Genomic DNA, 26,149 nt, shown 5'->3' on the forward strand with positions numbered 1-26,149 from the left:
GCACAATGATGCCCAATTCCCCAATTGCCCCTGGCACCCCCTACGAAGGCAAAGCCAAAATTCTCACTCCCACCGCCACCCCGGGAATTTGGCAAATATTTTTCAAAGACGATGCCACCGCCTTCAATGCCCAAAAACGGGGGGAAATTCGGGGCAAGGGGGAAATCAACTGCACCATTAGCAGTCATTTGTTCCAGTTTTTAGAACATCAGGGCATCCCCACCCATTTTGTCCGGCAAACGGCTCCCAATTGTATGGAAGTCCACGCCCTCACAATGTTTGCCCTAGAAGTCGTGGTGCGGAACCGGGCGGCAGGCAGTCTCTGTCGGGAAACCGGCTTACCCCTGGGGCTGGAACTCGCTCCCCCTCTGGTGGAATTTTATTACAAAAACGATGCCCTAGGCGACCCCTTGCTCACCCCCGACCGCCTGCGTTTGCTGAATTTGGCAACCCCACAGCAGGTGCAAACCCTGACGGAGATGGCGCAACAGATTAACGGGCATCTGTGTCGGTTTTTTGCGGAATGCGGTATCCTGCTGATAGACTTCAAGCTGGAGTTTGGCTGGAATGACCACGGACAGGTGATTCTGGCGGATGAGATCAGCCCCGATACCTGTCGGCTGTGGTTGGCGGGGGAATCGGACCCGGTACAGCGGGTGGTGGATAAGGATCGCTTTCGCCATGACCTGGGTGGAGTAGAATCAGCCTACCAACTGGTCTTGGAACGGGTGCTCCGGCGGTAATGCCGTCCTGACGGTTCATGCTCCTTCGATGTGTGGTGTGATATGCGCTCCTGGGTTGTAACGGCGGGTTTGACAATGGCGGTGGTTCAGACTCCCGCCGCTTGGGCAGAGATGGTGCCGGAGGTAATGCCATCCCCGGTTCCCGAACGGACGGTGGGGGTTTCCCAGCACCCGGAGGCGGTGGAGATGGTACGGCTGTTGACCAGTCCCTCGAGGCAATCCCCGGTTTTGGGGCGGGTGGCCCAGGCGACTCCCCCGGAATCCCCAGCCCCGGAGCCGGAACCCCGGGTATTGGTGGCGGAGGTTTTGGTGGAAGGGGCGGCGGACGGGCAGTTATTGGATGCGGTGTATGGGGCGATTCGTACCCGCCCTGGGTTTACCACCACCCGGAGCCAACTGCAGCGGGACATTGATGCGGTATTTGCCACCGGCTGGTTCCAGAATGTGCAGGCGACGCCGGAGGACACGCCCCTGGGGGTGCGGATTCGCTTTGTGGTGCAACCCAACCCGGTGTTAAAACAGGTGAATTTGGTGGGGATTAAAGTCCTGCCCCAGGAGGTGGCGGATGAGGTGTTTACCCCCTTGTACGGGGAGGTGTTGAATTTCCGCAGTTTGCAACAGGGGATTCAGCGGGTCAACGAATGGTACAAGCAAAATAATTATCCCCTGGGGCAGGTGGTGGGGAGTCCCAAGGTGGGGCCCGATGGGGTGGTGACCCTGGAGGTGGCGGAAGGGGTGATTGCGGATATTAAAATCAATTACCTCAATGCTAAGGACGAGCAGGTGAAGGGCAAAACCAAGCCCTATATCATTCTGCGGGAGTTGCAACAGCGACCCGGGGATGTATTCAACGAGAAAAAGGCGCAGGCGGATTTGCAAACCCTGTTTGGGCTGGGGATTTTTGAGGATGTGAAGCTGAACCTGGAACCGGCGGAAGACCCCCGCAAGGCAGTGGTGGTTTTAACCATTGTGGAAGCCCGCACCGGGTCGATCAACTTTGGGGCAGGGTACAGCACCGCAACGGGCATTTTTGGGACGGTGGGATATACGGAGCGGAACTTCGGGGGGCGCCGCCAAACCCTGACCGCCAATATCCAGGGGGGGGAACGGGATATTTTGTTTGATGTGAATTTCCGGGACCCCTGGCTGGCGTTTGACCCCGGGCGCACGTCATTGTCGGTGAGCGTGTTCAATCGGTTGGCGTTTTCCTATATCTTCAGCGGCGGGGAACAGAAGGTGGATTTGCCGAATGGGGATTCTCCTCGCATCAACCGGTTGGGGGCGATCATTGACTTTAGTCGCCCCTTTCCGGGGAATTGGCGGGGGACAGCGGGGATCAGCTACCAGCGGGTGTCCATTTTGGATGCGAGCAACCGGGTTTCGCCGGTGGATGAATTTGGCAACCAACTCGCCGCCAGCCCGACGGGGATTGATGACCTGTTGCAGGTGAATGTGGGGGTCGCCAAGGACCAGCGGGACAATCCGGGAGACCCAACCCGGGGGTGGCTGTTCCGGGCGGGGTATAGTCAGGCTCTGCCGGTGGGGTCGGGGAACATCTCCCAGAGCCGGTTCCGGGTGGGCTACAGCCATTACATCCCGGCGAAATTGTTGCGCTTCCAACGGGATAAGGTAGAGGTGTTTGCCTTTAATGTGCAGGCGGGGACGATTTTGGGGAAGATGGCTCCCTACGAGGCGTTTAGTTTGGGGGGGGCGGATTCGGTGCGGGGCTGGGGCGAAGGGGAAGTGGGCACAGGTCGCAGTTTCTTCCAGGCAACGGCGGAGTACCGGTTCCCCATTTTTAGCGTGGTGCGGGGGGCGTTGTTTGTGGATTACGGTACCACGTTGGGAAGTCAAGGGGAGGTGCCCGGCGATCCGGGCGGGATTCGCAAAAAACCGGGGCAGGGTTTGGGCTACGGGATAGGGGTGCGGATTGTCACCCCCCTGCTGGGCAATCTGCGGGTGGATTTTGGTTGGAATGACCTTGGCGGCAATCAGATTACCTTTGGGGTGGGTGAACGGTTCTAATGGGGGAACGACTGACCCTGAGTGGTGTAGGGCTACATACGGGGCAAACCACCACGGTTACCTTAGAACGGTCTAACCCCGGTAGTGGACGGGTTTTTTATGTGGAGGATCAGCCCATTCCTGCCCTGGTCAGTCATGTCCAACCGAGTAGCTTGTGTACGACATTAGTACAAAATAATCATAAAATTCATACGGTAGAACACTTGTTGGCGGCGTTGGTGGGGTTGGGCATCCCGGATGTGGCGATCCATGTGACGGGGGGGGAAGTGCCCCTGTTGGATGGTTCGGCGTTGCCCTGGGTGGAGTTGTTGCGGGGCTGGGGGGCGGGACAACCGTTGGTGCAGGGGGCGATTACGGAGCCGGTGGTGGTGCAGGAGGGGGAACGTTTTGTCTGTGCGCTACCCGCTGAGGAATTGACCTTCACCTATGGGATTGATTTCCCGGATTACCCGGCGATTGGTCGTCAGTGGTTGACCTGGGTGCCGGGGCGGGAGGATTTTGGCACGGTCATTGCCCCTGCCCGTACCTTTGGCTTGGCGGATCAGATTGCCCAGTTGCAAGCCCAGGGGTTGATCCAGGGGGGCAGTTTGGCGAATGCCCTGGTGTGTGACCGGGAGCGGGGGTGGCTGAATCCCCCTTTGCGGTTTGCGGATGAGCCGGTGCGCCACAAGCTGTTGGATTTTTTGGGGGATTTGGGATTGCTGGGGGCGTTACCCCGGGGGCATTTTTTGGCGTATAAGGCGGGGCATCGCCTGCATACCCAGTTGGCGGCACAGTTACCCCTTTCCCCGAGCAGGACGGTATGATGATTAATATGTATGTAATTAAGTTGTCCCATCCCCATGACCGATAGCTTGCCTGAACCAGCCCTATCCCCGGATCAAAGTACAGAACTGCCCCCGGCGAATCGTTTTCCCGCTGAAGTGAGTGCCCGGATTTGTCGCCACATGAACCAAGACCACAGCGATGCGGTATTGCTTTATGCCCAGGGGTTGGCGGGGTTGCGGACGGCGACGGCGGCTCAGATGGAAGCGATTGACTGCGAGGGGATGGATTTGGTGGTTTGGGCGGGGGAGGAGCAAACGGCGATTCGGATTGAATTTCAGTCCCCCCTGGGTGGCTCACAGGATGCCCACCGCCATCTGGTTGACCTGGTGCAACAGGCACGGCACCAATTGACCGACTGATGAAGTTTGGGCATGGGTGGACGACGGGGTGGGGCAATACCCTGTTAACCCTACTGTTGGCGGTAGTGCTGGCGGCGGTCATTCGCTGGGCAGTGGCGGAACCCCGGTACATTCCCTCTGGCTCCATGTTGCCTACCCTACAACTGGGGGATCGGTTGGTGGTGGAAAAAATTTCCCACTATTGGCGGGACTGGCAGAGGGGGGATATTGTGGTGTTTGCGCCGCCTCCGGCTTTGGTGAGTCTGGGATATGATCCGGACAATGTACTCATTAAACGGGTGGTCGCCCTACCGGGGGAAACGGTGGAGGTGAAAGAGGGGCGGGTGTGGGTGAATGGGGCACCCTTGGCGGAACCCTACGGGGCAACCCCGGCGGAATACACTTGGGGACCAGCGGTGGTGCCACCCGGTTGTGTTTTTGTGTTGGGGGACAACCGCAATGCCAGCAATGATTCCCATGTGTGGGGCTTTTTGGATGAACGGCTGATCCTGGGGCGGGCGTGGGTGCGGTTTTGGCCGTGGCCGGTGCGGCGGTATGCGGCGAGGGAGGAAGTGATGCTTTTGGGGATGGGGACACCCCCGTTTGGGTAAGGTGGCAATTGATATAGCAATCCTACTTGATTAACAAACAGAAATTCTCCAGAACCAAGTACGGGGGCGGTGCCCTTGCGACCCCTATCTCATTCTCATTTAGGATCGCTATATATCTGGATGCAGAAACACCAAAATCTAATGGGCAATTTCTACACATTCAAACCAGTTTTATCCGCTATATCCAGGGCAATGCTGAGGGGTACAGGGAGAACCGATAAACGATTTCCTGGTCGAATCACCAGGAATTCATCGGGTTTGTAATGTTGGCGCAAATCCGCCAGAGTCAAAGGGGCAACACAGGTTTGCAGATAACCCACTTCCACCGTCCACCAGCGCGGTTGATCCCGGGAAGATTTGGGGTCATAATAGGAGCTATTGGGGTCAAATTGGGTGGGGTCAACTAAGTTAATTTGCGTAATTTCCATCAAACCAAAAATACCTGGTGGGTCTGCATTGGAATGGTAGAAAAATGCCCGTTCTCCCAAACGCATCTGTTGCAAAAAATTGCGGGCTTGATAATTGCGTACCCCATCCCAAATCGTGCGCCCATCCCGTTTGAGGTCGTCAATGCTGTACACATTGGGTTCGGATTTCATTAACCAATAAGCCATCGCCGCTCTAGGGCATCTCTATTTATTTGAGCCAACTATAGCAATCCTACTTGATTTACAAACAGAAATGCTCCAGAACCAAGGACGGGGGCGGTGCCCCTGCGACCGCTAACTTTGCATTGATGGAGGTGCCCTCCCGTAAAATTACCTCCCGTGTGCCATAGGGTTCCCGCTTCCCCAAATTTGTTACAATCAAACCCATGACCCAATCCCCACCCTCTCCCCGCAAACCCGATTGGCTCCGGGTAAAATTAGGTCAAGGACCCGTGTTTGGTCAGGTCAAACATTTATTACGGGATTTGCAGTTAAATACAGTCTGCGAAGAAGCCTCCTGCCCGAATATTGGGGAATGTTTCAGCCAGGGTACCGCCACTTTTTTGATCCTGGGACCTGCCTGCACCCGGGCGTGCCCCTACTGCGATATTGATTTTGTGAAAAAACCCCCGGCACTCGACCCGGAAGAACCCCGGCGACTAGCCGAAGCCGTCAAACGCTTAAATCTGCACCACGTCGTCATTACTTCCGTCAACCGGGATGACCTGCCCGATGGGGGTGCGGAACAATTTGTCAAATGTATTCACAGTGTCAGAACCCTGTGCCCGCAAACCACCATTGAAGTCCTGATCCCCGACCTGTGCGGCAATTGGGAAGCCTTGCAAATGATTATCCGTGCCCAGCCCGATGTCCTGAATCACAATACGGAAACCGTGCCCCGTTTGTACCGCCGGGTGCGTCCCCAAGGGGAATACAACCGCAGTTTATTGTTATTACGCAAGACCCGGGAATTGCGCCCCCAAATTTACACCAAATCCGGCTTGATGGTGGGCTTGGGGGAAACCTGGGAAGAGGTGGTGCAGGTGATGCAGGATTTACGGCAGGTGGACTGCGACATCCTTACCCTGGGGCAGTATTTGCAACCCAGCCCCAAGCATTTGCCCGTTGCCCGCTATGTCCCCCCGCCGGAATTTGACCAGTGGCGCGCGGTGGGAGAAGGGATGGGCTTTTTGCAGGTGGTGGCGTCCCCCTTGACCCGCAGTTCCTACCATGCGGCGGAAGTCAAAAACTTGATGCGCCGTTATCCCCGCCCGGCTCCCTCTAGTTCAGCCAGTTAAATACGGGGTGAAGCAAGATGACGAGAGCCTTTAACGTGATTATCGAACGGGATGCCGAAGGTTACTTTGTCGCCAGTGTCCCTGAATTGCGGGGCTGTCATACCCAAGCGAAATCCTTGGATACCTTGATGGAACGTATTCGGGAAGCCATTGAGTTGTGCCTAGAAGTGGAAGGTGAAACGCTCTCACCTCAGGAATTTATCGGCGTTCAACGCATTTGGGTTGACGGATGACCAGACTGCCGCGCATCAAGGGGCAAGAACTGATTGGTGCGTTGCGTCAGGCTGGTTTTGCAGTGATTCGTGTCAAGGGTAGCCATCACTTTTGGCAACATGCCGACGGACGCTGTACGATTGTTCCCGTTCATCGGACTTTTGGGAGAGTAGGCTCTTTTTCCCAGATATGTCACGCCCACTTCCCTCCCGCCAACCCAGCCAGCTAAGTACGTCATAAGCAAGAGTAAGCATTTGTGCCCAGACAATCGGGAATCATTAGCCAAACTAATCCCACCTATGCTAAACATTCATGGGTGGATGATTGCCAAGGGGGACACCGAAGATTTATGCTGAAAACTGAAGTAAGCTAAGTTCGCTATCCCCGTCCCTATCAGGGTTTGAGCGAGTAGCCATTCTTATGATTGACAAACATTTTTTGTCAATTGTAACTCGATTTTTACGTTATGCAACAAAGGAGTCACGTTCATGCCGATTGCAGTGGGAATGATTGAAACCAAGGGGTTTCCGGCGGTGGTGGAAGCCGCGGATGCGATGGTAAAGGCAGCCAGGGTCACCTTGGTGGGTTACGAGAAGATTGGAAGCGGGCGGGTGACGGTGATCGTCCGGGGGGATGTGTCCGAGGTGCAAGCGTCCGTGTCCGCGGGGATTGAGTCCGCCAAGCGGGTCGCCGGGGGGGAAGTCCTGTCCCATCACATCATTGCCCGTCCCCACGAAAATTTGGAGTACGTTCTGCCCATCCGTTATACCCCGGAAGTGGAACAGTTTCGGGTTTAGTTAACCACGGTACATTAGGAGTAGGAAGTAATGGCAATTGCAGTAGGAATGATTGAAACCCTGGGGTTTCCGGCGGTGGTGGAAGCCGCCGATGCGATGGTGAAAGCGGCGCGGGTCACCCTGGTGGGCTACGAGAAGATCGGCAGTGGTCGGGTGACGGTGACGGTGCGGGGGGATGTGTCCGAGGTGCAAGCGTCGGTCGCCGCCGGGATTGAGTCCGTCAAGCGGGTGGCGGGGGGGCAGATGTTGTCCCACCACATTATTGCCCGTCCCCACGAAAACCTGGAATATGTCCTGCCCATCCGTTATACGGAGCAGGTGCAACAGTTCCGGGAAGATGCCACGAATATCCGTCCTTACCTGCGTCCCTAATGCAGATTGGGCGGGTGGCAGGTACGGTGGTCAGCACCCAAAAAGAACCCACGCTCCAGGGGGTGAAATTCCTCCTGGTGCAATTGGTGGACCTCCAGGGGCAACTCACTTCCGGGTATCAGGTCGCCGCCGACCGGGTGGGCGCCGGGGTCGATGAGTGGGTGCTGGTGACCGAAGGGAGTTCGGCTCGGAAAATTGACCGGGGCGAGGCTCTGCCGGTGGATGCCGCCGTGATTGGCATCATTGATACGGTGACAGTTGCAGGACAATTGCTGTACAGCAAGCGGGCGCAGGCTCGCAGTTAAAACCAGCGTTGAGTTTACTGATGTTGCGTTGAGGCATGGTTATGGTAGTGCGTAGTGCGGCGGCTCCCCCCACCCCTTGGTCAAAGACCTTGGCGGAACCGCAGATTGACCCGACGGCTTTTGTCCATTCGTTCTCCAACATCATTGGGGATGTGCGGATTGGGGCGGAGGTGTTGGTGGCACCGGGGACTTCGATTCGTGCGGATGAGGGGAGTCCGTTTTACATTGGGGCGGGGAGCAATGTGCAGGATGGGGTGATCATCCACGGTCTGGAGCAGGGACGGGTGACGGGGGATGATGGGCAAGCCTATTCCGTGTGGATTGGCGAGGACAGTTCGATTACCCACGGGGTGTTGGTGCATGGACCGGCGTATGTGGGCAAAAATTGTTTCATCGGCTTTCGTTCCACCATCTTCAACGCCCGGGTGAATGATGGCTGTATCGTGATGATGCACTGCCTGATCCAGGATGTGGAAATTCCGGCGGGGCGGTATGTGGCTTCCGGGAGCGTCATCACCACCCAACAGCAGGCGGATCGGCTCCCACCGGTGCGTGCGGAGGATGTGGCGTTTGCCCAGCACGTGGTGGGGATCAATGATGCCCTGCGGGCGGGGTATCGCTGTGCCGCCAATATTGAATGTATTGCGCCCTTAAAACAAGGATTATCTATGGGTCATGGCAGTAATGGTTATGGGGGACGCACCCGGTTGGCTCCCCAGGTGGTGGCGCAGGTGCAACAGTGGTTGAGCCAGGGGTATCGGATTGGCACGGAACACGCGGACGAACGGCGGTTTAAGACCAGTTCCTGGCGCAGTTGCAGTCCGATTGCGGCGACCCATCTGCCGGAGGTGATCCAGGCGCTGGAAGCCTGTTTACAAGAACATGAGGGGGAATATGTGCGGTTGTTGGGGATTGACCCCAAGGGGAAAAGACGGGTGGGAGAGCAGGTGATTCAACGCCCGGGGGATAGGCTCACCGCCGCCCCCTCCCATTCGTTTACGGCATCTACGCCTTCATCTACGTCCTCTGCGGCTCCCGTCACGCCCAAAGCCCAGGTGACCAACAGTTCCCTGGCTCCCGACCTCACCCAGCAGGTGCGGCAATGGTTGGGGCAGGGGTATCGCATTGGGGCGGAAGTGGCTGACCCCCGGCGGTTCAAGACCAGTTCCTGGGTGAGTGCGAGTTTGCCCGCCTCCCGCAATGAATACGAGGTGGTGGCGGCGATTGAAGCCCTTTTGAGTGAATCCAGGGGAGATTATGTGCGCTTGATTGCCATTGACCCGAAATCGAAACGCCGGGTGAGTGAACAGATTATCCAGCGTCCCCAGGGGAGTCCCACCCCTACGACCACCCGGACGACGACCTTTGCCGCCAGTACCACCCTGTCTTCTGGGGCGAACCCTGCGGTTGGGACGATGGGGCAACAGGTGCGCCAATGGCTGATGCAGGGCTATCGGATTGGGGCGGAGGTGGCGGATCCCCGGCGGTTTAAGACCAGTTCCTGGCTGAGTGTGAGTTTGCCCAGCAGTAGCCACGAGGGGGAAATCACGGCAGCGATTGAGAACCTCCTGCGGGAATCGCCGGGGGATTACGTGCGCTTGATTGCCATTGACCCGAAATCCAAACGGCGGGTGAGTGAACAGATTATCCAGCGTCCCCAGGGGGCAACCCCACCGACTCCGGCACCGGCAAGTAGTCCCACGGTGAACCCGACGGCAACGGCTCCCGCCAGTGGGTTAGATGGGGCAGTGGTCGCCAAGGTGCGGCAGTTGCTCGCCCAGGGGTATCGGGTGGGGGCGGAACACGCCGATGTGCGCCGGTTCAAGACCGGTTCCTGGTTGGGGTGTGCCCTACCCGCCAGCCAGCGGGAGGGGGAGGTTTTATCCGCCCTCGCCACTGTCCTCCGGGACTACCAGGGGGAATACGTGCGCCTGCTGGGCATTGACCCCAAGGCGAAACGCCGGGTACTTGAACATATCATCCAGAAGCCCTAACGTGCTGACCATTCCCGCCCCGGTTCAGACCAGTCCCCATTTCCAGGGGGAGGTACACCTTGACCCCCAGGCGGTGGTGGCTCCAGGGGTTTGCCTCATTGCCAATCCGGGCAGTCGGATTCAGATCGGGGCAGGGGTGTGTTTGGGAATGGGCACGATCCTCCACGCCCACGGGGAAGGGATTGTGCTGGAAACGGGCGTGATTGTCGGGGCGGGGGTGTTGCTGATCGGCACGGTGCGGGTGGGGGCGCAAAGCTGTATTGGTTCTGCCAGTACGGTGTATAACACCACCATTGCCCCTGGTCAGGTGATTGCTCCTGGCTCCCTGCTGGGGGAAACCGGGCGGGCAACCTTGGAGGAGGCGGGCACACCAGCGGTTCCCGAACCACCGGCACCCCCCCCCCAACCAACCGAGGAAACCATTGTGGTGGAAACCGCCCAGGCAACGCAACCTCAGCCCACGGTGGTGGGGTTACAGTACTTCAACCAACTGCGGGTCACCCTGCGCACTAGGGGGGGCTGATGATTGCGATTGATTGCGCTCTTTGGCAGGATATAACAATTTTTGGTAGAAATTGGGGGGTGACTGCTTCGTTCTGTTAACTTTTTAGATACGAGTTTTTGAGGCGACTGCTGTGGATAAAATTAATCGCTATCGGTTCGTGTGTACCTTGACCTTTGGGGACATCTACGGTCAGGTGATTGCCTGGTTGGTGGTCATTTTTCTGAGTCTGGCGGTGTCCCTGTCGTTTTTGTCAACCAGTCCTGTTTTTGCCCTCGCCGCTGTGGGCTTAATTTTGGTGCTGTCCCTGCCCTTTTTGTTGTTTGCCTTTGTCACGACTTTGTTTAGCCATGTGGAGATGTATGCCGTCGAATCTGCCCTACAAACCCAGCGGGGACGGACGACCAAGGAAACCCCGGCGGCTCCCACCGAGGTGACGGCTTAGGCATGGCGGGGGGTTTGCTGATTCCCCACGGGCGAGGGTCGGTAACCCAGGGTTGGCGCAAAGTGGTGATTGTGGGCACGGGTCAGGTGGGGGTAGCCTGTGCTTTGACGATGGCGGTGCGGCAACGGGCGGATGAATTGGTGTTGATTGATGCGGATGGTCTGCGGGCGGAAGGGGAAGCCCTGGACTTGCAGCACGGTCTGCCCTTTGGGGAACCCCTGCGGGTGCGCTCGGGCGGCTATGGGGATGCGGTCGGTGCCCAGGTGGTGGTGATTACGGCGGGGGCACGGCGGGGAGCGGATGAAAGCCGTTTGGTTTTGCTGAAAAAAAATGCGGACATCCTGCGGGCGATTGTTGGGGAATTAACGTCCGTCTGTAGCGAGGCGGTCTGGGTGGTGGTGAGCAACCCGGTGGATGTGATGAGCTACTGCGCCTGGAAATGGTCGGGACTGCCCAAGGAGCGGGTGGTGGGTTCGGGCACGTTGTTAGATATGGCGCGCTGGCAAGGGATTTTGGCGCAGAACTTGGGGGTGGCGGCGAGCAGTATTCAGGCGCCGGTGCTGGGCGAACATGGGGACAAGGCGGTGCCCCTGTGGAGTCGGGTGACGGTGGGGGGTGCCCCCTGGGAGATTCCCACCTCGGAACGGGAGGCGTTGTGGAACCAAGTTTTGCGGGCGGGGCAGGAAGTAATTCGGCGCAAAGGCAATACTTCGTCTGGCATTGCCCTGGCGGTGGATCATCTGGTGGGGGCAATTTTAGGGCATCAGGAGCGGGTTTTGCCGGTCAGTTGTCTGGCGCAGGGCTATTACGGTTTGGGGGAAGTTTATCTGAGTTTGTTAACCGTGGTGAACCGGCAAGGGGTCAGTCGGGTGGTGAATCTCCCTTTGAATGAGCAGGAATACCAGGGGTTACAGGCGGCGGCGCAGGTGCTCCAGCAGGCTCAGGCTGAGCTTAGTGAGTCTTAGGTTAATCTGGGTTAATTTCAGCGCATAATCTCAGCCATCATCCGTTCTGCCTGTTGCCAATAAGACCCGCCGAATAAATTGAAATGATTCAAAATATGATAGAGATTATAGATAATTTTACGCTCAGCATACCCATCGGCGAGTGCCCATTCCGATTGATAGCCTCGATAAAATTCCGGGGAAAATCCACCGAATAGTTCACTCATCGCCACATCTACTTCCCGATGTCCATAGTAAACCGCCGGGTCAAACATCACCGGTTCACCCGCCGACGTAAAAGCCACATTGCCACCCCATAAATCCCCATGCACCAAAACCGGTTCCACCTTGGTTAAATTCAATACCTGACGCACTCGGTTCAATAGCTTTTCCGTATGGGGGAAATGTCCCCCCCGCCGTCGGGCTAACTGCAATTGATACCCCAAACGACACTTACAAAAAAAATCCGCCCAATCAGAATGCCAATCATTTTTTTGTGGCGTAGCACCGATATAATTATCCCGCTCCCAGCCAAACTGTTGCCCTACACTTTGACGGTGCATTTGCGCCAATTGTTGCCCCATGAGATACCAATTTCCCCGTTGGGCTAAGGTTAAAAACTCCAAAATCAGATAGGCTTGCCCATCAACGGTTCCCCACCCAATGACCTGGGGAATTTTCAGACAATTCACTGCCCCGAGCGCCTGCAAACCCAGGGCTTCGGTGATGAATAAATCCAGTTGGGATTCCCGATTAATTTTGATGAAAAATTGCCGTTCCCCATCGCTGACAACTTGATTTTCATGGATACAACCTCCCCCGCGACTGCCCTGGGGTGTACCCGCAAAAGGTTGACCAGTTATTTGTGAAATCCGTTGGTTAATTTCCCGCCAAAAATTCATGATTTTGGTTGCAATTGTTCTAAAAATTTTTGGGTAATCAGACCGGGATGTTCAGCCGTCATAATCGCTCGGACGACCGCAATCCGTTTAACTCCCGCTTGTAACACTGTTGCACAATTATCCAAATCAATGCCCCCAATGGCAAACCAGGGCTTCTGCCAAGTGCGAGCAACGTGCGCCACATAATCCCAGCCCGCCGGAGGTTTCCCCGCCTTGGTCGGCGTCGCATAGATGGGTCCAACCCCCACATAGTCCGCACCGCCGCTGATGGCTCGTTCTAGTTCATCGGGATTAGTGGTTGAACAGCCAATAAGGCGCTGATGTCCGAGTAGTTTGCGGGCGATGGGTAAGGGCATATCCTGTTGACCCAAATGCACCCCATCCGCATTCACCGCCAGGGCAATATCCACCCGGTCATTGACAATAAATAGGGCATTATATTCATGGCACAAAGCACAGAGTTTCTCGGCAATTTCATAACGATAATTGTCCGTTTGTTCCTTGTCTCGGTATTGCACCAGGTTCAAACCTGATTGCAAAGCAGATTCGACAACAGTAAATAGATTGGGACAGGGGGAAGTAATTAAATATAAGTAGGCTTGTGCTAATTTTTGCTGGCGTGGGTGGGCAAGTAAATTACTTTCTAGCTGATAAATTTGGTAGCGCAATTGTTTCATCGTTTGGGATAGATTTTCATCTAGTAATTTCCCATATTCTTCTAATACCCGCAGGGCTTCTTGAATCCGACAAAAATTCGCCCGTAATACGGATTGAATGTTATCTCGCCGGGTCTCTTGGGGATGGCTTAAGGATGTACCCACATCCCCATCCGTATTGCGCGCTGTCCGAAATTCAGGACGATGCCAACGAGCCAGTTCCTGCCGATAGTTTTTGCATAATTCCGCCGTATGGGACTGGTTCAAACCGAAGCGACACCATTCCTCAATCACCCGCAACCCTTCCCTGGCTCGGTCAAGATTGGCATCTAAAATCCGCTGGGTAATTTCTAAATCATACATGAGGCTACCTCTATTTTTATTGGTAAAGAAAATTATCTCTCTAATGTGCCAATCGCTTAGATAACCTAACCATTGTTACTAAAAGACGGGAATTACATCCATGCGACCAGATATTTTGCATTACTAGAATTACTCTTCAGGAATAATTTAATCAGCAAATGAGCAACACTTCATCCCCAATTTTAGCACCTAAACGTCTCGCCGCATGACCCTGATGACAAGCGATTTCCACATAGCCATGACTGCCCACTAACGCCACCAATTCCCCCACCGGCACCGCCCCGTAATGCGTCCCCCAAGGGATGGTGATGTCCCGCCATTGGACGTGCGGCAGAGGGTTCAGCGGCACTTGGCTCGCCGGAATGGTACTGATCAAATTCCCAAAACGGTCAATGTATTGGATATGCCCCCGCCAACCGGTGGGTGTTGCAATGGGTCGCACCAATTGCCCCGTGACCAGGGTTTGGGGGTCGAGGGGTGCCCCGATTTCCCCCAGCGGGATGCCCCGACTCAAATGTGCCGCCACCGGCGCAAAAATGTCCCGCCCATGAAACGTCTGGCTCGGCTGGGGCGTTCGCCAATAGGTCGGGTTATTTAATTCAACCACTGCCTGCACCTGGGGGAATAGGGGCTGTAACACCCCATTATCCGGCGCAACATAGGTGCCTGTCGGGGTCTGGAGGGCAATCGGTCGCCGGGTTCCCCCCACCCCAGGGTCAACAATGACAACGTAGATCGTGCCTGGGGGAAAGTAGGGTGTCGCCTGCGTCAACAAAAACTGTGCCGCCGCCCATTCGTAGGGGGGGAGGTCATGGCTGAGGTCAATCATCTGGGCTTGGGGCGCAATACCCAAAATCACCCCCTTGACCACGCCCACATAATGGTCTTGTCCGCCAAAATCCGTGAGTAACACAATCGCTGGCATGGGTCACCGCCGGAGCAAGCAACGGGGCAAACTAACGGGGCAAACTAATTGTGCCAAAATCGGTACGTCGAGAATGTTAAGATACACTCGTTCACACCCGGTTTTAATCCTATGTTGGCTCTGAAATACACCGTTTATGCGACCGTTGCCTTTTTTGGGCTGTTGTTTGTGTTTGGGTTACTGTCTTCTGACCCGTCCCGCAATCCCAAGCGTCGTGATTTGGAGTAACGTCCGGCTGTTGGTGATCTAAACCCAATTCGGGTGGTGTGAGGTTCGCTATCTAATGCCATATTTTGCCCCCATTCCCCCGGGAACCACGTCCCAGGCGGTTGCCCTGCAGGATGTCCGTCCCGCTTCCACTCAGGACATTGACTATACATCTTTGCCCGCTTGGGAACGGATTGTGCAGGCGATTGACCCGAAAGGGCGGGTGGAGGTGGATGCGAACCGGCAGACCTTTAATGAGCAGACCCAGGTGTTTACCGCTACGGGGAATGTGGTCATGCGCTACCGGGGGGCGGTGCTGGAGGCGGATGAAATTGAAGTTAACCTAATTACCCGTAAGGCTACCGCTACGGGGGAAGAGGTGGTCTTAACCCGGGGCGAGCAGGTACTGCGGGGGAAACGCCTGGATTACGACCTGGATGCGGAAAGTGGGGTCTTTTACCAGGTGCGGGGGGGAGTGCGGCTCCAAGAGGCGGATCGGGATACCAATTTGATAGATGCCCCCATTCTCGTTGACCCAGGGGCACCCCCGCGGGTGGTATTACCGCAAACGGCAGTGGAACGTCCGGGGCGCGGGTTGCAACGGTTTACAGCCGATGAATTGACGTTTGACTCCAAAGGGGGGGGGACGGCGACTAATCTCCGCATCACCAACGACCCCTTTGACCCGCCGGAGTTGGAGCTACAGTCCCGTAAGGCGATCCTGACCCGTTTACCCAATGGGGATAGCGAGATTCGTGCCCAGGGAGGTCAGCTAGCCTTTGACCGGCGGATTGCTGTGCCGCTCCTGCGGGATCGGGTGGTGATTTCTCGGCGACGGCGGGACCCTTTACCTGTGGAATTGGGCTACGACCAGCGGGATTTGGGGGGGGTGTTTCTCAGCCGGACGTTTGATGTGGTGGATGAGCGAAATATTACGTTTCAAATCACCCCGATTTTGCTATTACAACGCACGATTGAGCAGGGATTTGACCCGGTTGGCAATAATTTTGCCCTTGGTTCCCGGTTGGTAGCGGATGTGGCACGAGATACCACCCTAAGAATGGATGCCCTGCTCAGCCGCCTGGATTTTTTGGATACGGATCAACGACTGCGTGCCCGTCTGCGGTTAGAACATCGTTGGTTCCGTGAGAATAGCGTGGTGGCTGATACGGTGTACCGCCAGCGGGTTTTTAATGGTTCTTTGGGGTTTGAAAATGTGCAATTTGCCACCGGGGTATCCCTATTATCCACCGAGCCAATCAAACTCAATAAAACTGGAACCACGCAATTGCAATATGTACTGGGGGGACGATACATTGAAAGTAATGGTATTACCCCCCAAAACCAAGTCGGACTTTTGCGTTTAGGACGGTTTCAACTCGCCGGACTTTTGACCCATAGCATCACCCTCTGGCAAGGGAAAGCCCTACCCCCGACGGCTACCCAAGGGTTACGGTTTAGCCCGGTGCCGATCACGCCTTATTTGAACTTTAATGTGGGTCTTTCAAGTACCAATAATTTATATACCAATGGGGACAGCCAGATTGTTTTGGGTGGATATGTGGGATTCAGTGGTCAATTTGGCAATTTTGCTAAGAATTTTTTTGATTACACGGCGGTAAATGTGGTTTATGCGCCGGGTTTTGTATTGACGGGACTTTCGCCCTTTTTCTTTGACCGGCGGGTGGATCAACAGGTGATGTTTTTTTCCATCAAGCAACAACTTTTTGGTCCCCTGCGGGCGACAGCCAGTATCGTCCTGAGTTTGGACAATGGGGGAGCGCAAATTGTGGATGCCACCTACGGTTTGGAATACAGCCGTCGCACCTATGGGGTGTCCGTATTTTTTAATCCGGAGCGGGCACAGGGTGGTGTCCTCTTCCGTTTGAATGAATTTAACTGGACGGGGAATCCCGAACCCCTGTTGGAACGGGAGCAAATTACCCCAAGTTTGGATGTGCAGTAACGCCCCGCCTAGCCCATGTCCCCCACCCGCAGTGCCCCCGCATAGACCAGCCCCCGGGGTACATCCAGGGTGACAATCGCCCCATCCCGGATTAACTGGGTGGCATTTTTGATCCCCACGATCACCGGCACCCCCAACCGCAGACCAATCACCGCAGCATGGCTGGTCAAACTCTCATCCTCGGTAATGATTCCCGCCGCCCGCCGCATCGGTTCCACCAACTGCACATCGGTTTGATGCGCCACCAAAATTTCCCCACTGGCAAAGTCCGCCAGCCGTTCCCCTGGGCGCAATACCCGGGCCCGCCCGCTCACCAACCCCTGGCCGACCCCCACCCCCTGGGCCAGCAGGGCACTCACCATCCCCACCTTGATCAAGTCGGTGGAACCCGGCACCCCCGGCAAGGTACCCGCCGTCATCACCACCAAATCCCCCTCCTTCAGCCAGCCCCGCTCCTGCGCCATGGCCATCGCCACCTGAAAGGTTTGCCCCGCCGTCGGCAATTCCAACACCAACAGGGGCCGCACCCCCCACACCAGTTGTAACTGCCGTGCCACCTCCACATGGGGCGTGACCGCCACAATCGCCGTGCGAGGCCGGAACTTGGACACATTGCGCGCCGTTGCCCCGGTCTTGGTCAGGGTCAAAATCGCCCCGGCGGACAATTCACTCGCCACATCACTCACCGCTTTACTGATGGCATTGGCAATCGCCTGCCCCCCAGATTGGAACGGCCGGGAATACACCCCCTGCATCCCCGGTTGCAGACATTCCTGCTCCATGTGGCGGGCAATTTTATCCAGGGTTTCCACCGCCAACACCGGATATTTCCCCGTCGCCGTTTCATTGGAAAGCATCACCGCATCCGTACCATCCAAAATCGCATTCGCCACATCAGAAACCTCCGCTCGGGTCGGTCGGGGAGAGGTCGCCATGCTGTCCAACATCTGGGTCGCCGTAATCACCGGAATTCCCAAGCGATTCGCCGTGGCAATCAACCGCTTTTGCAATAGGGGCACCTCCTGGGCGGGCATCTCCACCCCCAAATCCCCCCGGGCCACCATCACCCCATCGCACACGGACAGCACCGCCTCCATCTGGGCAATCGCCTCATGTTTTTCGATTTTGGCCACCACCGGCACCCGGTAGCCATTTTGCGCCATCAATTCCTTCAATTCCAGCACATCTTCGGGATTCCGCACAAAACTCAAGGCCACCCAATCCATCCCCTGTTCCAAGCCAAACAGCAAATCCTCCCGGTCTTTGTCCGTCAGGGCTTTCACCGACAGGGATACCCCAGGAAAATTGACCCCCTTGTTATTGGACAACACACCGCCTACCGTCACCCGACAATGCAGTTCCCCGGAACCTTCATCCACCCGCTCCACCCGCATTTCCACCCGGCCATCATCCAGGAGAATGGTTGCCCCCACCGGCACCTCCTGCGCCAACCGGTCATAACTGACAAACCCCCGCTCCTGGGTACAGGCAATCGGCTCACTGGTGAGAATATAGGGGTCGCCCGTCTGCACCACCACACTGCCCGCCGGAAATTTCCCCAGCCGAATTTTGGGCCCTTGCAAATCCTGCAAAATCCCCACCGGGCGGTTCAATTCAAACGCCAACTGGCGAATCATCCGCACATGGCGCTGGTGGTCACTGTGACTGCCGTGGGAAAAATTCAGCCGAAACGTATTCACCCCCGCCACAATCATCGCCCGCAAAATTTCCGGGGTATTACAGGCCGGCCCCACCGTCGCCACAATTTTGGTTCGCCGAAAGGGAGTTCCCATCATGCCCAACCCTGCGCCACTGGCACGCAATAGATAGATACGATCTGTGATTGTAAACGGGGAATTACCCCGATGCGGGATTTCTCCCCAAGAATTTCGGGATTGGTGGGGCGATCAGGGGTCAATAAACCGCTGGGTCAAATTCTGATAACTGTCAATGCGCCGGTCCCGCCAAAAGGGCCACCCCTGGCGTTGGGGTTCAATGGTGCTTAAATCCAAGGTTGCCGTCAGTACCGCCGCCTCGTCCACTGGCGCCCGCACCAGCACCTGCCCATCCGGCCCCGATACAAAACTCTGCCCCCAAAACTCAATCCCCCCTGCCGCCCCAGGGGTAGGCTCCCAACCCGCCCGATTCACCGCCACCACAAAACACCCATTGGCAATCGCATGGCTCCGTTGGATAATTTCCCACGCCTCCCATTGGGCTTGCCCCCGCTCCTGCTTCTCCCAGGGATGCCAACCAATTGCCGTCGGATAAAACAAAATCTGCGCCCCCCGCAGAGCCGTCAACCGGGCCGCCTCCGGGAACCACTGATCCCAGCACACCAAGGTGCCCACCCGTCCATAGGTACTGCGAAATACCTGATAACCCAGATCGCCGGGGGTAAAATAAAATTTTTCGTAATACAGGGGGTCATCGGGGATGTGCATCTTGCGGTATTTGCCCAAATAACCCGTGCGCCCATCCAACACCACCGCCGTATTGTGGTAAATGCCCTCCGCCCGCTTTTCAAACAAACTGGCAATAATCACAATATCCAATTCCGTCGCCAGCTTTTGTAATAATTCTGTACTGTGACCAGGGATGGGTTCCGCCAGGGCAAAGGCAGAATAATCCTCCGTCTGACAAAAATAGGGCGTGCGAAATAATTCCGGCAGACAGACGATCTGTGCCCCTTGGCTGGCCGCTTGCCGAATACCCGCCACAGCCCGTTGGTCATTCACTTGGGGGTCGGGGTCGCACACCATTTGCACCAAACCCACCGTGACCTGTCCCATAAAAATCAAATAAATCAAATAAATCAAACTTGTTAGTCACTATAGCAATCTTCGAGGATTGATGGGAATCATAATCATAACGGGGCGATGCCCTGCGACCCCTTTTCTCATAGCGATAACTAGGATGGCTCTAATGGGAACCTCTATTGATTTGAACCAATCATCAATCCCATCCTGGGAATGCCCATATTAGCCAGAACCAAGGGCGGGGGTGCTCCCCTGCGACCGCTAACTTTGATGGAAATAACGATGGGAATCATAATCATAACGGGGCGATGCCCTGCGACCCCTTTTCTCATAGCGATAACTAGGATGGCTCTAATGGGAACCTCTATTGATTTGCACCAATCATCAATCCCATCCTGGGAATGCCCATATTACCCAGAACCAAGGGCACTGCGACCGCTAACTTTGAATTGATAGAGGTGCCCTAGAGTTATAGCAATCCTACTTGATTAGTGAACAGAGACTTCCTAGAACCAAGGACGGGGGCAGTGCCCCTGCGACCCCTATTCTATTCTCATTTAAGACTGCTATATTCTCAGAGGAGTTCTCAGGCATCCCCTGCCCATAAAAAAAATCCGTAACCCCTAGGGAGTCACGGAAGCAATTACTTAGGTATTAAATTGATCCAGTGGGTTTAACCGGGGCACACCGGTTTTTTGTTGGCATTCAGGAAAATTTTGCCCGCTTGACCGTTGACTTTGATGGGTACTTTGGTGTCTTCCCCCACCACCCGGAACATATTGGGACGATCCGCCAAACAACCCTGGATTCGGCTAATCCAGGCGGCTAAGGCTTGGTTGTATTGCTTTTGGTGTGCGGGAATATCATCCAGGTTTTGCACCCCATCACCGGTGTAATCCCGGAAGGGAGCAATGGTAAATTTATCTGTCAGAACGCTGTTGGTGCGAATGTTGGTATTTTGGTTCACTCCCAGGATAAACGTTCCAGATTCATAGTTCAGATAGGCGGGGTACATATAGGGAGCTTCCGGCGGGAAGGAAATGGGAATGCCACCCCCCGGCATCATGAAACTCGGCCATACTTCCCCTTCTTCGGTCACGGTTTCCAATTTGGGATTTGCCTGGGCCGTATTCACACCCAAAACCAGAGCGGCAACGGTAGCCAGGGATACAGAAAACCAACCTTTGATGTGCATCATCATTCACTCCTCAAACGAACAAGAAATTCATTAGATTGAACCTAATTTTTATTACCATAACGGTTTACTTGGAAATTTACAACTGCTGGCCCAGGTTTTGGGGATAATAGGGAGGCGGTGGATGGGGATGATGGCGCCCATGACGGCGGTAACGTGGCGGGAACAGGTGGCACGGCGGTGGGGGGGCTGGCGTACCCTCGCCTATGGGTTGGGGCTGGGGGGAATTCTCTTGCTGGCGGCGCAGGCGACTTGGGGGGAATGGCAGTTTTGGCGGAATGGGAACTGGTTGCGGTTGGCGGTGGCGGTGGCGGGAACCTACGGGGCGGCGCTGGTGCTGGAAACCCGGGTGGGGCGGTTCCCAGGGGTGCATCGTTCTCGGGTGGTGCTGGTGAGTGTGAGTTTGTGTTTTTTGGGCTTATTGGGGGTGGTGAGCCTGACCCGTTGGTACTATTCCCGCACGTTTTTGGGGGTGAGTTACGGGCTGACGCTCCTGTGGCAATGGCTGTTGGCGGGGTGGGGGCGACGTTTGTGCCTGGGGCTGGTGCCGGGGACGTTGGCGCAGGCGATTTATCCGTTGCCGGGGGTGCATTGGTATTGGTTGAGCGAAAATAGCCCGGTTGGGAATTTGGATGGGGTGGTGGTGGATTTGCATGAGACCTTGTCCCCGGAGTGGATGCGGTTTTTGGCGGATTGTCGCCTGCGGGGTCTGCCGGTCTATCATGCGGCGGCGGTTTGGGAGGGGATGACGGGGCGGGTCTCCCTGGCGCATTTGGGGGAAGGGCTACTGCCGATGCCCCCCGATCCGGCTTATCTGTTGCTCAAGCGGGTGGGGGAAACCGGGTTGATCCTGCTGGCTGTGCCCCTGTTGGTGCCCTTGGCGGGGCTGGTGGCTTTGGCGGTGTGGTGGGATTCCCCAGGACCGGTGTTGTTTTGGCAGGAACGGATGGGGCAGGGGGGCAAACCCTTTTGGATGGTCAAGTTTCGCAGTATGCGGGTAGAACCGGCGGGGGCGCAGTTTGCTCGGGCGGGGGATCACCGGCTGACCCGGGTGGGCAAGTGGATTCGCCGCTTCCGGTTGGATGAATTGCCCCAGTTGTGGCACGTCTTGCGGGGGGAAATGAGTTTGATTGGTCCCCGCCCGGAACAGGTACCCTTCGCCCGGGAGTTTAGCCAGCGCATTCCCTACTATATGTGCCGCCATCTGGTCAAACCGGGGATCACGGGTTGGGCGCAGGTGAACCAGGGCTACGCCGCCGGGGTGCAGGAAACCCGCCTGAAGCTGGAATACGACCTGTACTATGTGAAATATCTGTCCCTGTGGTTGGACGGGTTGATCCTTGCCAAAACTATCAAAACGGTCATGACCGGGTTTGGTTCCCGTTAAAGGGGGTGCAGGTGCCGCCCAAGCCGTCCACGATGGTGCAGGTGTTGCTGATCAGCATTTTTTGCACCGTTTCTCCACCACTCCCCGGTGCGCCCAGACCGTCGGCAAACAGGGGTTTCTCAGAAATTTTCACGCCAGCTTCTTTGGCTACCGTATTGATTAACTTAGGATTGACGCTCACCTCGGCAAAAATCGTGGGCACCTGGGCTTGACGAATTTCCTTAGTGAGGGTAGCAAGGCGGCTGGCGCTGGGCTGTTCCTGGGTGCTGATCCCCTGGAGGGCGCCGGTCAATTGCAACCCATAGGCTTGGGCGAGGTACCCCAGGGCTGCGTGGGTGGTCACCAGTTTGCGGTTTTTCGGGGGAATGGTTTGGAATTGTTGCCCCATCCAGGTGTCCAGTTGTTGCAGTTCCCCGACCAGGGTTTGGGTATTTTTGGCAAAAACCTGGGCTTGGGCGGGATAGACCTGTGCCAGCTTGTCGCCGATGACTTTTGCCATGTTCGCTACGTTGGCACCCGTGTGAAAGACATGGGGGTCGGGCACCAGTTCCGCTTTTTTGTCCCCGTGACTGTGGTCGTGGTCATGATCATGGTCGTGGTCGTGATCCCCGGCGTTTGCCCCGTGGTCATGGTCGTGTTCTCCCATCAGGGGTTTGGGAACGGCTAATTCCCCGACTGCCACCCGCACAACGCTGGGGGGAGCCGCCTTAATCAACTTTTCCACCTGGGGTTCAAAGTCATAGCCGTTGTAAAACACCACCTGGGCGGTTTCCAGGGCTTGCCGGTTGGCGGGGGTGGGCTGGTAGGTGTGGGCATCCACTCCGGCGGGCACCAAACAGGTCAAATGCACCCGTTCGGCGGCAATCTGGCGGGTCAGGTCGCAAATCACGGAGGAGGTCGCCACCACCTTGGGCGCATCGGCGGCAGGGGTCGGGGCAACCTCGGCGGACGGTCGGGAAGTGACCCCACAGCCCACGGCGAGTAACGTCAAGGGCAAAAACCAACGGTGCGGCATCGTTACCATGTCCAGCATTGCTCCAGCATGAAGGTGTTATAGAATGATAATCGTTTTTCTCAGCAATGAGAATCATTCTCGCCGGGGTGACGGGGGGGTAGCCATTCTTGGGTCGTTCATGTTGGTGGTAGAGTCCTTGGCGGCGGGTTATCCGGGGCGCCCGGTGTTGGCGGGGGTGAGCTTTGCGGTAGCGGCTGGGGAGATGGTGGGGCTGGTGGGACCCAACGGTGCGGGGAAAAGTACCCTGCTGAAAGCCCTGTTGGGGTTATTGCCCCAGGTGAGCGGGCGGGTGTGGTTGGGGGGCAAGCCCTTGGCGCAGCAACGGCAACGGGTGGCGTACATTCCCCAGCGTTCCCAGATTGATTGGGATTATCCGATTACGGTGGAGCAGGTGGTGCGCTTGGGGTGTGGGGGACGGCGGGAACCCCAGGTTTTGGCGGCTCTGGAACGTTTGGGCTTATGGGGGCTACAGCGGCGGCGCATTGGTTCTTTGTCCGGGGGGCAACAACAACGGGTGTTTCTCGCCCGTGCCCTAGTGCAAAAGGCGGATGTATTTTGTTTGGATGAACCGTTGACGGGGGTGGATGTCCAGGCGGAACGAATTATCCTTGAAGTATTAAATGAACTGCGGCAACAGGGAGCGATCATTTTGGTCAGTACCCATCATTGGGGGGAATTTCTCCAGCAGATGAACCGGGTGATGTTACTCAATCAACGGGTGATTGCGGTGGGAACGCCCCAGGAAGTGATGACCCCGGAATTACTCCGTCATGCCTACTCGGTGAATGAACACGGCTTCAGCTATGAAAGAAAACCAACCTCATCCTGGCATTGTTAGCGTGAAAACGGTGTCAGCAAACTTTCATTTATCGGCACTTCTAAAAATAAAATTAGGTCAAAAAATTAAGCCACATAAAGTACAGTCTGTTCATCAATTAAGGGAACCTCTATTGATTTGAACCAAACAAAAATCCCATCCTGGAAATGCCCCTATTACCTAGAACCAAGGGCGGGGGTGCCCCCTGCGACCGCTAACTTGGAATTGATAGAGGTGCCCAGGAAATAGAGTGATTACAAATATCTAAAAAGTGTTGCATTACAAATCGAAATAGCTATAGCGTTAATCACGGATTGCCATATCAGATTTTTGGGTGGTTTTTGCCGTTACCCGGTTGTTTCTAAAATGTACTAAACTGGGCTTTTTTAAGTGGTAACCGTAGCCGGGTCATCGCTCATTACACTGTGGGCTAACACCCGTTGGGTGAGGGCGAGTTTTTGGATGGTTTCAATCCGCTCTTTTTCCAACAGACCAAGCACCTGGGGATTCGCCCCCCGACTCACCACCGGCAGTTGACACAAACCCCGGGTGAGCATCCGTTGCCGCGCCTGTTCCAGACTTTGATCCGGATAAACGGTCTGCAATTCCTGGGTACACCATTCCCCCACCGGCACGGAATACCAGAGTACCCCGTGGGTGCGTAAGGCCCGCTGGATGTCCTGGGGGGTCAACAACCCGATGAGCTCCTGTTGCCCATTGACCACCAACGCAGTATGTTGTTGCCGTTCCATCAACATTTGCGCCACCTTCCCCAAACTCCGCTCCGGCGGTACCACCAACGGCGGTGGGATCATGGCATCGGCCACCCGCAAATCCCCCATAAACCGCTGTTCCTCCCGGTCTAAGGAATGCAACCCAATCGGGGCACCGTGGGGATAAACCTGATCCAACAGCCAAATGCTCAATCCCACCGCGGCCATCGCCGGGAGAATGATTAAGTAATTGCGGGTCAATTCAAACAGCAGGAGAATCGCCGTCAAGGGGGCACGGGTACTACAGGCCAGCAGGGCGGCCATCCCCACCATGGCATAGGCGGGCGGATCGGCAATCGTCACCACCCCGGCCAACCCCTTGCCCACCACCTGCCCGTAGGCGGAACCCAAGGCCGCTCCCAAAAACAAGGCCGGGGCAAACAGCCCCCCCACCCAGCCCGTGGCATAGCTGACCACCGTTAACCCCAACTTGACCGGAATCAGGGTGAGCAGTAGCCCCCAGGAAAATTCCACATTTTGGAGCATGGCCTCGATGGTTTCGTACCCCACCCCCAGGGTTTGGGGCAGTACCAGCGCCAGTAGCCCAATCACCGCCCCGCCCACCGCCGGTTGACTCCAACTCGGCCACCCCCGGAGCACGCCCGGTTTCCACCCTTCCACCGCCGCCGTATAGACCACCGCTAGTCCGCTCGCCAACACCCCCAGCCCCAAATACAAGGGCAATTCCCAGGCACTCCGCACCTCATAGGGGGGCAAACTAAAGGCCGGTTGGGCCCCTAGCCCCGCCTGCGCCACCCACCCCCCCACCACCGCCGCCAGCAGGACAATCGGCACCGCCGACCCGGTGAACGTCGTCCCCAACACCACCTCAAAGGCAAAAAACGCCCCGGCAATGGGCGCATTAAACCCCGCCGCCAACCCCGCCGCCGCCCCCGCCGCCTGCAAGACCAAACTGCGTTCCTGGGACACCCGCAACCCCTGGGCTAAGGTCCGCCCCCAATGCACCCCCACATCCACGCTCGGCCCTTCCGGCCCCAGGGAAGCCCCCATCCCCAACGACAGAGCCGCCAACCCCAACCGCCCCAGGGCATAGCGGCTACTCAGCACCGGCCACCGTTGCAGGAACGACCCCAGCCCCCACCAACAGACCCCCAGCCAGGGCACCAACGCCAAACTCCAGGCACCCCAGCCCCCACCCAGCCCATGAGGGTTTCAAACGCCCCCTGATGCACCCAGCCAATCAACCAGCGAAACGCCACCACACATAGCCCCGTCCCCCCCCCCAGCAGTGCCGCCAAGGTCAGTACCAAAACCTCCGGGGACAGGGACACCCGTTCCCACCAATTTTGCCCCCGTGTTGGGCTACCAGCCATCTTCTGC

At 56.5% G+C, this 26,149-nt stretch carries 29 protein-coding genes; 18 read left to right on the top strand and 11 right to left on the bottom strand.

The window, feature by feature from the left end; translation table 11 throughout:
• Nucleotides 1–8: 8 nt before the first annotated feature.
• From purC to lepB, 5 genes are read left to right on the top strand one after another with little or no spacing between them, the layout of a single operon-like run.
• On the top strand, nucleotides 9–743 hold the full coding sequence (gene purC / locus MLD66_RS04200; RefSeq protein WP_247215678.1) for a phosphoribosylaminoimidazolesuccinocarboxamide synthase: 735 nt from the start codon (nucleotides 9–11) through the stop codon (nucleotides 741–743).
• A gap of 42 nt (nucleotides 744–785) precedes the next feature.
• Entirely contained in the window at nucleotides 786–2,768 is a 1,983-nt protein-coding gene (locus MLD66_RS04205) for a BamA/TamA family outer membrane protein (protein WP_281438406.1), read from the top strand.
• Nucleotides 2,768–3,574 carry a UDP-3-O-acyl-N-acetylglucosamine deacetylase gene (lpxC, locus tag MLD66_RS04210; RefSeq protein WP_247215679.1) on the top strand — a complete coding sequence of 269 codons (807 nt, stop codon included), beginning with the start codon at nucleotides 2,768–2,770 and terminating at the stop codon, nucleotides 3,572–3,574. Before MLD66_RS04205 ends, lpxC begins: the two co-directional genes overlap by 1 nt.
• A gap of 36 nt (nucleotides 3,575–3,610) precedes the next feature.
• Nucleotides 3,611–3,955, top strand: a complete 345-nt coding sequence (locus MLD66_RS04215; RefSeq protein WP_247215680.1) for a DUF2470 domain-containing protein — start codon at nucleotides 3,611–3,613, stop codon at nucleotides 3,953–3,955.
• The gene (gene lepB, locus MLD66_RS04220) at nucleotides 3,955–4,545 is read left to right on the top strand and encodes a signal peptidase I (protein ID WP_247215681.1); all 591 of its coding nucleotides are present in this window, start codon (nucleotides 3,955–3,957) and stop codon (nucleotides 4,543–4,545) included. The genes MLD66_RS04215 and lepB overlap by 1 nt, the downstream gene beginning before the upstream one ends.
• A 152-nt stretch (nucleotides 4,546–4,697) precedes the next feature.
• Here the strand turns inward: lepB and MLD66_RS04225 are convergent, their stop codons facing one another.
• Together MLD66_RS04225 and MLD66_RS04230 are read right to left on the bottom strand one after the other, a co-directional pair.
• Nucleotides 4,698–5,159, bottom strand: coding sequence for an EVE domain-containing protein (locus MLD66_RS04225; protein ID WP_247215682.1), 462 nt, complete (start codon nucleotides 5,157–5,159; stop codon nucleotides 4,698–4,700).
• A 55-nt stretch (nucleotides 5,160–5,214) separates the two neighbouring features.
• Nucleotides 5,215–5,361: a hypothetical protein gene (locus MLD66_RS04230; RefSeq protein ID WP_247215683.1), complete on the bottom strand. Its 147-nt coding sequence runs from the start codon at nucleotides 5,359–5,361 to the stop codon at nucleotides 5,215–5,217.
• Here MLD66_RS04230 and lipA point away from each other — a divergent pair.
• The 9 genes from lipA (at nucleotide 5,360) to MLD66_RS04275 (ending at nucleotide 11,864) form a co-directional block, all read left to right on the top strand.
• A complete protein-coding gene (gene lipA / locus MLD66_RS04235; protein ID WP_247215684.1) occupies nucleotides 5,360–6,271 on the top strand; it encodes a lipoyl synthase in 912 nt (303 codons plus the stop codon). The genes MLD66_RS04230 and lipA overlap by 2 nt on opposite strands.
• Nucleotides 6,272–6,288: 17 nt before the next feature.
• A complete protein-coding gene (locus MLD66_RS04240; RefSeq protein WP_247215685.1) occupies nucleotides 6,289–6,504 on the top strand; it encodes a type II toxin-antitoxin system HicB family antitoxin in 216 nt (71 codons plus the stop codon).
• Nucleotides 6,505–6,972: 468 nt separating this feature from the next.
• Nucleotides 6,973–7,281, top strand: coding sequence for a carbon dioxide-concentrating mechanism protein CcmK (locus tag MLD66_RS04245; protein WP_247215686.1), 309 nt, complete (start codon nucleotides 6,973–6,975; stop codon nucleotides 7,279–7,281).
• 30 nt (nucleotides 7,282–7,311) lie between these two features.
• Nucleotides 7,312–7,653 (top strand): carbon dioxide-concentrating mechanism protein CcmK, encoded by a 342-nt coding sequence (locus MLD66_RS04250; RefSeq protein ID WP_247215687.1) that lies wholly within the window; start codon nucleotides 7,312–7,314, stop codon nucleotides 7,651–7,653.
• Entirely contained in the window at nucleotides 7,653–7,958 is a 306-nt protein-coding gene (locus tag MLD66_RS04255; RefSeq protein WP_247215688.1) for a EutN/CcmL family microcompartment protein, read from the top strand. The genes MLD66_RS04250 and MLD66_RS04255 overlap by 1 nt, the downstream gene beginning before the upstream one ends.
• A gap of 41 nt (nucleotides 7,959–7,999) precedes the next feature.
• Nucleotides 8,000–9,952, top strand: coding sequence for a ribulose bisphosphate carboxylase small subunit (locus MLD66_RS04260; RefSeq protein ID WP_247215689.1), 1,953 nt, complete (start codon nucleotides 8,000–8,002; stop codon nucleotides 9,950–9,952).
• A gap of 1 nt (nucleotide 9,953) precedes the next feature.
• On the top strand, nucleotides 9,954–10,475 hold the full coding sequence (locus MLD66_RS04265) for a hypothetical protein (RefSeq protein ID WP_247215690.1): 522 nt from the start codon (nucleotides 9,954–9,956) through the stop codon (nucleotides 10,473–10,475).
• Between the two features lie 112 nt (nucleotides 10,476–10,587).
• Nucleotides 10,588–10,899, top strand: coding sequence for a hypothetical protein (locus MLD66_RS04270; protein ID WP_247215692.1), 312 nt, complete (start codon nucleotides 10,588–10,590; stop codon nucleotides 10,897–10,899).
• A gap of 2 nt (nucleotides 10,900–10,901) precedes the next feature.
• Nucleotides 10,902–11,864: an L-lactate dehydrogenase gene (locus tag MLD66_RS04275; RefSeq protein ID WP_247215693.1), complete on the top strand. Its 963-nt coding sequence runs from the start codon at nucleotides 10,902–10,904 to the stop codon at nucleotides 11,862–11,864.
• A 17-nt stretch (nucleotides 11,865–11,881) separates the two neighbouring features.
• Here MLD66_RS04275 and MLD66_RS04280 read toward each other — a convergent pair whose 3' ends face one another.
• The 3 genes from MLD66_RS04280 to MLD66_RS04290 form a co-directional block, all read right to left on the bottom strand.
• Nucleotides 11,882–12,745 carry a fructosamine kinase family protein gene (locus tag MLD66_RS04280; RefSeq protein WP_247215694.1) on the bottom strand — a complete coding sequence of 288 codons (864 nt, stop codon included), beginning with the start codon at nucleotides 12,743–12,745 and terminating at the stop codon, nucleotides 11,882–11,884.
• Nucleotides 12,742–13,764, bottom strand: a complete 1,023-nt coding sequence (locus MLD66_RS04285; RefSeq protein ID WP_247215695.1) for a thiamine phosphate synthase — start codon at nucleotides 13,762–13,764, stop codon at nucleotides 12,742–12,744. Before MLD66_RS04285 ends, MLD66_RS04280 begins: the two co-directional genes overlap by 4 nt.
• A gap of 151 nt (nucleotides 13,765–13,915) precedes the next feature.
• Entirely contained in the window at nucleotides 13,916–14,689 is a 774-nt protein-coding gene (locus MLD66_RS04290; protein ID WP_247215696.1) for an SAM-dependent chlorinase/fluorinase, read from the bottom strand.
• A gap of 111 nt (nucleotides 14,690–14,800) precedes the next feature.
• On the opposite strand from MLD66_RS04290, the gene MLD66_RS04295 reads away from it, so the two are divergent.
• Together MLD66_RS04295 and MLD66_RS04300 are read left to right on the top strand one after the other, a co-directional pair.
• A complete protein-coding gene (locus tag MLD66_RS04295) occupies nucleotides 14,801–14,917 on the top strand; it encodes a photosystem II reaction center protein I (RefSeq protein WP_247215697.1) in 117 nt (38 codons plus the stop codon).
• A 55-nt stretch (nucleotides 14,918–14,972) separates the two neighbouring features.
• Nucleotides 14,973–16,862, top strand: a complete 1,890-nt coding sequence (locus MLD66_RS04300) for a DUF3769 domain-containing protein (RefSeq protein ID WP_247215698.1) — start codon at nucleotides 14,973–14,975, stop codon at nucleotides 16,860–16,862.
• An 8-nt stretch (nucleotides 16,863–16,870) separates the two neighbouring features.
• Here the strand turns inward: MLD66_RS04300 and pyk are convergent, their stop codons facing one another.
• The 3 genes from pyk to MLD66_RS04315 all read right to left on the bottom strand — a co-directional run bounded on the left by pyk (nucleotide 16,871) and on the right by MLD66_RS04315 (nucleotide 20,819).
• Nucleotides 16,871–18,658: a pyruvate kinase gene (pyk, locus tag MLD66_RS04305; protein ID WP_247215699.1), complete on the bottom strand. Its 1,788-nt coding sequence runs from the start codon at nucleotides 18,656–18,658 to the stop codon at nucleotides 16,871–16,873.
• A 111-nt stretch (nucleotides 18,659–18,769) separates the two neighbouring features.
• A complete protein-coding gene (locus tag MLD66_RS04310) occupies nucleotides 18,770–19,654 on the bottom strand; it encodes a carbon-nitrogen hydrolase (protein ID WP_247215700.1) in 885 nt (294 codons plus the stop codon).
• A 640-nt stretch (nucleotides 19,655–20,294) separates the two neighbouring features.
• On the bottom strand, nucleotides 20,295–20,819 hold the full coding sequence (locus MLD66_RS04315; RefSeq protein WP_247215701.1) for a hypothetical protein: 525 nt from the start codon (nucleotides 20,817–20,819) through the stop codon (nucleotides 20,295–20,297).
• A gap of 121 nt (nucleotides 20,820–20,940) precedes the next feature.
• On the opposite strand from MLD66_RS04315, the gene MLD66_RS04320 reads away from it, so the two are divergent.
• Complete coding sequence (locus MLD66_RS04320) at nucleotides 20,941–22,203, top strand: sugar transferase (RefSeq protein ID WP_247215702.1); 1,263 nt, start codon at nucleotides 20,941–20,943, stop codon at nucleotides 22,201–22,203.
• Here MLD66_RS04320 and MLD66_RS04325 read toward each other — a convergent pair.
• Complete coding sequence (locus tag MLD66_RS04325; protein WP_247215703.1) at nucleotides 22,178–23,227, bottom strand: zinc ABC transporter substrate-binding protein; 1,050 nt, start codon at nucleotides 23,225–23,227, stop codon at nucleotides 22,178–22,180. The two genes, MLD66_RS04320 and MLD66_RS04325, sit on opposite strands and share 26 nt — an antisense overlap.
• 34 nt (nucleotides 23,228–23,261) lie before the next feature.
• Between MLD66_RS04325 and MLD66_RS04330 the strand changes: the two genes are divergently transcribed.
• Nucleotides 23,262–24,056, top strand: a complete 795-nt coding sequence (locus tag MLD66_RS04330; protein WP_281438407.1) for a metal ABC transporter ATP-binding protein — start codon at nucleotides 23,262–23,264, stop codon at nucleotides 24,054–24,056.
• Nucleotides 24,057–24,421: 365 nt separating this feature from the next.
• Here MLD66_RS04330 and MLD66_RS04335 read toward each other — a convergent pair whose 3' ends face one another.
• Together MLD66_RS04335 and MLD66_RS04340 are read right to left on the bottom strand one after the other, a co-directional pair.
• On the bottom strand, nucleotides 24,422–25,933 hold the full coding sequence (locus MLD66_RS04335; protein WP_247218963.1) for a chloride channel protein: 1,512 nt from the start codon (nucleotides 25,931–25,933) through the stop codon (nucleotides 24,422–24,424).
• Complete coding sequence (locus tag MLD66_RS04340) at nucleotides 25,870–26,142, bottom strand: hypothetical protein (RefSeq protein WP_247215704.1); 273 nt, start codon at nucleotides 26,140–26,142, stop codon at nucleotides 25,870–25,872. The genes MLD66_RS04335 and MLD66_RS04340 overlap by 64 nt, the downstream gene beginning before the upstream one ends.
• Between the last annotated feature and the right edge of the window lie 7 nt (nucleotides 26,143–26,149).

The organism is Synechococcus sp. C9, from assembly GCF_022984075.1.
GTDB lineage: Bacteria > Cyanobacteriota > Cyanobacteriia > Gloeomargaritales > Gloeomargaritaceae > Gloeomargarita.